The 7,333-nt window shown below is 47.7% G+C and carries 5 protein-coding genes; all 5 read right to left on the reverse strand.

What is annotated here, in order from left to right; all coding sequences use genetic code 11:
• Nucleotides 1–2,663, reverse strand: a 2,663-nt coding sequence (locus EA392_00500) for a hypothetical protein (GenBank protein TVR42229.1), incomplete at its 3' end; no start/stop codon positions are given.
• Between the two features lie 336 nt (nucleotides 2,664–2,999).
• On the reverse strand, nucleotides 3,000–3,197 hold the full coding sequence (locus EA392_00505; GenBank protein ID TVR42230.1) for a LuxR family transcriptional regulator: 198 nt from the start codon (nucleotides 3,195–3,197) through the stop codon (nucleotides 3,000–3,002).
• A 39-nt stretch (nucleotides 3,198–3,236) separates the two neighbouring features.
• Entirely contained in the window at nucleotides 3,237–4,526 is a 1,290-nt protein-coding gene (locus EA392_00510) for a hypothetical protein (protein TVR42231.1), read from the reverse strand.
• A 93-nt stretch (nucleotides 4,527–4,619) separates the two neighbouring features.
• A complete protein-coding gene (locus EA392_00515) occupies nucleotides 4,620–5,246 on the reverse strand; it encodes a DNA-binding response regulator (protein TVR42232.1) in 627 nt (208 codons plus the stop codon).
• Nucleotides 5,243–7,135, reverse strand: coding sequence for a hypothetical protein (locus EA392_00520; protein ID TVR42233.1), 1,893 nt, complete (start codon nucleotides 7,133–7,135; stop codon nucleotides 5,243–5,245). Before EA392_00520 ends, EA392_00515 begins: the two co-directional genes overlap by 4 nt.
• Between the last annotated feature and the right edge of the window lie 198 nt (nucleotides 7,136–7,333).

Genomic DNA, 7,333 nt, shown 5'->3' on the forward strand with positions numbered 1-7,333 from the left:
GAGCCGCCAAAATCTCCGTTGCAGTCGGCCACGCAGGGCTCAATACCTGTATTTCCTCCTACGCAGTTGTCGCAGTTATCAATAAAGGCCGTACCCCCGAAGTCGCCATTGCAGTCTGCTGCACAGGCCTCCTCGCCGGTGGTTCCTCCCACGCACTCGCCACAGTTGTCAATAAAAGCAGTTCCGCCAAACACTCCATTGCAATCCTGGGCGCATGGCTGAAGTCCGGTGGTGCCGCCTACGCAAACCCCGCAATTGTCGAGGAAAGCTGTTCCGCCAAAGTCACCGTTGCAATCGGCCACACAAGGCTCATCACCGGTGTTTCCTCCCACACAGTTATCACAGTTGTCAATAAAGGCTGTGCCTCCAAAATCTCCGTTGCAGTCGGCCACGCAAGGCTCAATGCCGGTATTTCCTCCCACGCAATTGTCGCAGTTATCAATAAAGGCCGTACCGTCGAAGTCGCCATTGCAGTCTGCTGTACAGGCCTCCTCGCCGGTGGTTCCGCCCACGCACTCGCCGCAGTTGTCAATGAATGCGGTTCCACCCACATCTCCGTTGCAGTCAATCGGAATACCTATGCAATTGCAGTCATTATCGTAGGTGTCATTTCCGGTAGTTGGGTCGTTGTCATCACAAGGTGTTCCGGGCAATGCAGAGCCACCGGGCAGGCCCTCGCAGTCTATAATCTGTCCTACACAGTTGCAATCATTGTCCCAGGTATCGTTACCGGTATTGGGATCACCGTCGTCGCATGGTTCACCAGGCAAGGCATTTCCATCAAAATCTCCGTTGCAGTCTCCCGCCTGTACACACAGAGAAAATTCCATTCCGGCATTGCTATTAAGACGATACATTCGGATATACAATGTTTCTCCGGCCAATGTTGGATCGTCAATAATAAGCTGAGGAATGTTGGGTAAGCAACCCACCTCGCTAAAGCTTCCGCAAGAACCCTCATAAACCGTGAGGTACGCGAAACCAGCGCTCAGATTCTCGCGTTGAATCCGAACCAGTCCGTCATCAGGCATGGTAAAAGTGAACCACACATCGCCTCCTGTAAGGCTTCCACAACTTGGGGAAGGTGCGAGTCCGGGCTCCTGTGTCGCGTTGAAGTTATCGAAGGTTTGCGCTATGCAATCGCCATCCACAGAAAGCGGGATAGCATCCACACAGTTGTCATTGACAGGCACAGTCGTATTCAAAATGCAAAGATCAATCACCCCTCCCTGTTGATTGTTCAATCTCCATACACGGAGATAGAGTTCCTGACCTCCGAGCAATTCATCATTGAATGTGATGGGGCTGGTGCCACTACAATTAATTTCCGTGAATTCACCACACGTACCACTATAGAGAGCCATGTAGTTAAAGCCAGTTACATTTGACCAATTCACAGCAAACTGCCCGGATATTGGTGTGGTGAATTTAAACCAGACATCTCCTCCCTGGTATGTTCCGCAGGATGGATTGGGGGCTACTGCAACATCCTCGGCAGTAGAAAGCTGAAAACTATACTGCTGTGCATCGCATTCGTCGCTCAGCTCTATCTCTAAAGCATCCGCGCAATTGTCATTCGGGTCGGGTGTAAATTCCCAGATACATAGATTGATCGCAACTCCCGATTGGTTGTTAAAGCGCCATGTACGCAGATACAGCGTCTCTCCCGCCAAATCGGGTTCTACGAAATTGGCGATTAAGTCATTTGTACTGGCGGCACAATTCAATTGTGTTAAACTTCCACAAACTCCACTATAGAGTGCCCACGATCCATTGTTCAGCGCACTGGTCACCTCAACACGAAAGTTTCCGGAGGACGGTACCTCAAAAGTAAACCATACATCACCGCCCTGATACAATCCGCAAGAGGGGTTTGCAGCAACAGAAGTCGGTTCGGATGTGCTAAACTCGGAGCTGTAGGTTTGTGCATTGCAGCTTGCGCCTACAGGGATGCTGATGGCATCCGCACAGTTGTCATTAGCAGGAGGGACTATCTCCTGAACACAAAGATCAAAATCGATTCCTTGTGTACTGTTGAATCGCCAGCTGCGGATGAAAAGCGTTTCTCCGGCCAGGCTGGTTTCACTAAAGTTGGCGCTCATCTGATTGGCACTGGTGGCGCAGTACATTTGCGTAAAGCTGCCACAGGTTCCACTGTATAATGCCCACTGAGAGTTGCTCCCTGCACTACTCATCTGAATGCGGAAATTGCCTGAAGCGGGCACCTCAAAACTAAACCACACATCACCCCCCTGAAACAATCCGCAGGAAGGGTTAGGGGCAACCGAAGCAGGCTCGGCCGAGCTGAACTGCGAACTGAACGATTGGAAATTGCATTCTGAATCCACCGGAAGACTGATTGCATCCGCACAGTTGTTGTTTACAGGAGGAGTAATTTCCCAGATACAAAGATTGAAATCAATTCCGGTAGCATTATTAAAGCGCCAGGAACGCAGGTAAAGCGTTTCACCTGCCCAATCGGGCTCGATGAAATTGGCATTGAGCTGGTTGGTGCTGGTGGCGCAGGCCAACTGGGTGAAACTGCCACAGGTGCCGCTGTAGAGCGCCCATTGGGAGTTGCTGCTGGCGCTGCTCATCTCGATGCGGAAGCTCCCCGAGGCGGGTACTTCAAAACTAAACCACACATCACCACCCTGGTACAATCCGCAAGAGGGGTTAGGAGCTACTGAGGTCGGTTCGCCAGTTGCACCTATACTCGTGTAACTTACGAATGTGCATTCAGTCCCTGGCACTATGGGCAAGGCATCCGCACAATTGTCGTTTGCAGGCTGTGCGTAGCCTACGTAAAACGAGACCAATAAAGCCATCGCTATCAAGTACTTTAATGTTTTCATGGGGTTGTTTTTGGTTCATATATTGATTGAGCAAAGTTTGGAAAGGCTCCTGTCAAGGCTCTCACCCATACGGGTGATTTTGTGTTAAATCCATTTCACGAAAACTCAATTAATCTGAAAAGACCCGTGCAGAAATTACACTCATCATGATGGATTGAGCAAGGTCAAAACAGCCTGGGTGCGATTTTCGACACCCAGCTTTTTGAAGATGCTTTTGAGGTGGGTTTTTACCGTATTCTCGGTGATATCGCAGGCCTGTGCAATTTGCAAATTGGTCATGCCACGGGTGAGGCAATCTGCCACATCACGCTCTTTATTGCTGAGATTATTTTCAACAGACATGGTTCAGGTTGATTGAATCACGAACGGACGATGATGGCTTCACCCAACTGAAAACCAAACTTTTTTGACACGCCAATAAAGCCACTGTGTGATGAATAGCTGCATGACACAAATGGCAGTTAAAAGCATGATTAATTCGAGGTTGAGAAGAAGCGTGCATCCAATAACAGCGAGCCCCACAGCCGTTCCGTAAAAGAGTTTCACACCAGCGTAACTGTTGTTTTCTAACCTGGTGAGCAGGGCTACAAAATCAAACTTGTTGATAATGGTGAGCAAAGCAAGCACACCCAGCAAAACCATAACGTTGAAATCAAGCTGCTGTGCCTTGGCAAACAATTCGTTTACAATCAGCAACTGAATAAAAACCAATCCGCTCAAAACAGCTGCAACCTCTACATACTTCATCCTTACAACCGCAAAAGCGGCATTTTTTCTGCGTGAATAGAGCATGGAGAAGTCGTTGTTCGCAGCGTCAGCCATGCCGTTTACCGGTGCTATGAGTACTCCCCAAAAGCCAAGTATGAGTGTAAGTGTCGCCACGTGTTGCTCGGCACAACACCAGGATAGATACACAATTAAAAAAGTGGTACCAAGGTGAAATGAGAGCGCAGAAAGTCCGGGGTAAACGGCCGTTTTGTGAATGACCTTGACCAGCCGATTATTCTTGGGTGCCGCTTCCTTAATGAAAGACAAGTAGCCTTTGTATTGACAAAACCCAACCAGAAGAATCAACCAAACTGATTCTGCAACGAGGGCGGCATAAAGGAGAGCATTGGTTGGCAGCATACTCCAATGCCAAACGTGCAAAATAAGCCACAATAACAGCGCATTGATCACAATTGCCACCAACGCAAGCCATCCCACCAAACGGGTATGCCCTTTCCCTATTAGAAAAGAATGAAAAGGCAAAGCGAAGTAATACACCGTCACGAGCACTGCAAACCATGGGGCTGCTTCATAAAACAACTGCACCGTAGCGTTCGAAAACAAGTATGAGAGAATGGCAGCGCTGCCAAAGGAAACCAGGGCCAGAAAAACACCAATACCTGCAAAATGAAGCACTGATTTCAACAATACTTGCGACGAACAGTTACCTGATTTGTTGCGAGCAAAGTGACGCGCGTAAAAACGTTGAAAGCTATCCGTAAGCGCAAAGCCATAGGCCAGACAGCACAATAACGCAGCATCAATCAAGCCCGTGGCAGCGAGGTATTGCTCGTCTTCAAAAGACATAAACAGTACACCTGTGAGAAGAAGCAGTGCTTCAGACAAGTCGCTTAAAACAAGTGAATAAGATTTTTTGAATATGGCTTTTCGGGAGAGCTGCATAAAACCGTATTGGGTACGATGCAAAGTTGGCTGCTCCACCGGTGTGGCTTCTCACCCATTCGGATGATTTTGCGCCTGACAAAGCCACAAACACTAGTTCTCAATCAGCTCCCTGATTCTGAACATGGCCTGTGTTCGGTTGTGCACATCCAGCTTATCAAACAGGTTCTGCAAGTGCGTTTTAACGGTATTCACCGAGATGAATAGCTCCTCCCCGATTTCGCGGTTGGTTTTACCGGTTTGAAGCAACTGCATCAGCTCAAACTCGCGCTCGCTCAAGGCGGTAGGCAATTTGTCGTTGATTTGATGCAACGACAATGGAGCCGACTGGGCTCCGTTCATATTGAAATGGTTATAAAGCGCTACCTCCAGAGAAGTCATCAGGTCGTACCCGTCAAAAGGTTTGAGGAGGTATCCTGCTGGAAAAGTTTTTTTGGCGCGCTCCAAGGTACTTTTGTCCGAATGACTTGTGAGATACACAAAAGGCAGCTTGTACTTTTCGCGCACAATGCCAGCGAGTTCTATACCGTCGGGGGGACTGCCCAGATTGATATCTAGCAATAAAGCGTCAGGGCGATGATTTTCCAGCAGCTTGAGAGCCGCTGCACCACTATTGGCAATGCCCACTACCGTAAAACCACTTTCCTCCAGGTATCCCTGAATATCTTCGGCGATGAGCGGCTCATCTTCCACAATCAGGATATCGTATTTTCTACTCACGCCTTGTTGTATTTGCGAATTCGGTAATCAATCTGGAGTCCTTGTTCACTTTTAATCTCAAAATCCGCCTCCAGTTTTTGCTTGAATGCATTGAGGAGCTTCATTCCAAACGAAGTTGATTTGGGTGTGATATCATCAACCCCAACACCATCATCCTTTACACGCAAGATAAGAACATCGGCGTTTTCTTTCAAGCTCACCCACAGATTACCTTCTCTCCCTTCTGGAAACGCATATTTGAGCGAGTTGGTAATCAGTTCATTCAAAATCAAACCCACAGGTATGGCTGTATCAACGTCCAGCAGTAAGGGGTCAACATCAACATGAAGCTGAACCAAATCATGGTCAACACGGTAGGTTGAAAACAGTCTGTTACTCAACTGTTCAATGTACTGGGGCATATCAATGGTGCTCAAATTTTGGTCTCCGTAAAGAAACTGATGAATGAGCGCCATAGACTGTACCCTGTTGCGGGTTTCGTTTACAGCTCGCTGGGCCTTGTCATCGGTTATTTCGCGTCCTTGAATGCTCAACAAGCTGCTTACTACCTGAAGGTTGTTTTTTACACGATGATGAATTTCGCGCAGCAGGGTTTCCCGGTCGCGAAGCAGGCTCTCTGTTTTGGCTTTCTCAAGGGATAGTTTTCGGTTGCTTCTCACTTTCGACACCGCAAAAACAATCATAATCAATACGGTAAGAACAGCGAACGCACCCCCAATAAAAAGGGCCTGTTTCTCACGTTGGTTTTTTTCCAGCTCCAGTTCCTGCATTAATATGGTATTCTCTTTTTCGCGGGTTTCAAAGCGGGTTTGCATTTCTTCTGTGAGGCGAACTTTCTTTTCTTCGGAAGATTCTCTATACAGTTCAAAATAGGCCTTTTGATGCTCATAAGCTTTCAAGTAGTCACCTAGCATGGCATAGTTGGCGGCCAATTCTTTTTCGAAGCTGATGAGTGAATTTGCACGATCCCACTTTTTCACATCCTCATAAAATGGTATCAATCGTTGAATAGCTTGATCAGGTTGGTTTTGAAAGCGGTCAATCATTGCCAGGTTCAACTGAACACCTATCAGTTCTAACGTGAGCTTATCCCCCATTCTGGCAAGGGCCATGTTCAGATAGGCTTCTGCATCTTCAAAATTCTCAAGAGCCACCAGTGTTCGTCCGAGACCGGAATATACAGAGGTAACAGACAAACTATCTTTTACCGACTCAGCCAATTGGAGAGCAAGATGGTAATGCTCCATGCTGGCATCATAGTCATCAATCATGTAGTACGCATTTCCAAGGTTGAGATGAGAAGTGGCCAGACCAGCCGTGTCCTGAAGCTGCGTTTTGATTTGAATTGAGCGTAAATACGTTTCCACGGCCTTGTCGTGTCTTCCGCGCACGCGAAAAACAATTGCAAGGTTGTTCAAGGCTTTGCTTTGCCGGTCCAGATTGCCTGCAGATTCCCAAAAGGTAATGGCTTGATCGTAACACTGAATGGCAGAAGCAAAGTTTTGATTGTAGTAGTGCACGAGGCCTTTGCTAAAAATCAGGTCATATTTCAGCCCAAGATTCGACTGTTTCTCTGCCCAGTCAATTCCACGATCATACCACCACAACGCGGAATCGGCGCTCCCCATCATGTCATGGACCCATCCAACTGTAAAAAAGCTGCGCTTGAGAAGGGTATCGCTTTGTTCTTTTTGAGCCAGGAAATGTGTGTACAGGGCTATACTCAAAGCGCTATCGGGATGGTTTTGCGTTATGCTCCGGGCCTCATCAAGCTGTGAAAGCAAGGTTTTTTCCAGCTCAGAAATGACCTGCCTTTCAGGCTGGGCGCACAACGAAGCGACTGTGCTAACAACAACCGAAGCCACCAAGATAAATCTCCTTGATTTCATAAATGTTTTGATGGTGGTAAGTTACGTCGCCCAATTCAATTCAACATGATTTACATCACAAAAGACATATTTTTTTCTGATGCGGGCGGATATGATTTTCTTTTATCTTTGCAGCCCGATTTCAAAGGAAGTCGTGGCAAGCAGGCTCCGTAGCTTAACTGGATACCTGCCTGCCGGCAGGCAGGGAGCACCCAAATG

Source organism: Cryomorphaceae bacterium (assembly GCA_007695365.1).
GTDB lineage: Bacteria > Bacteroidota > Bacteroidia > Flavobacteriales_D > SKUL01 > SKUL01.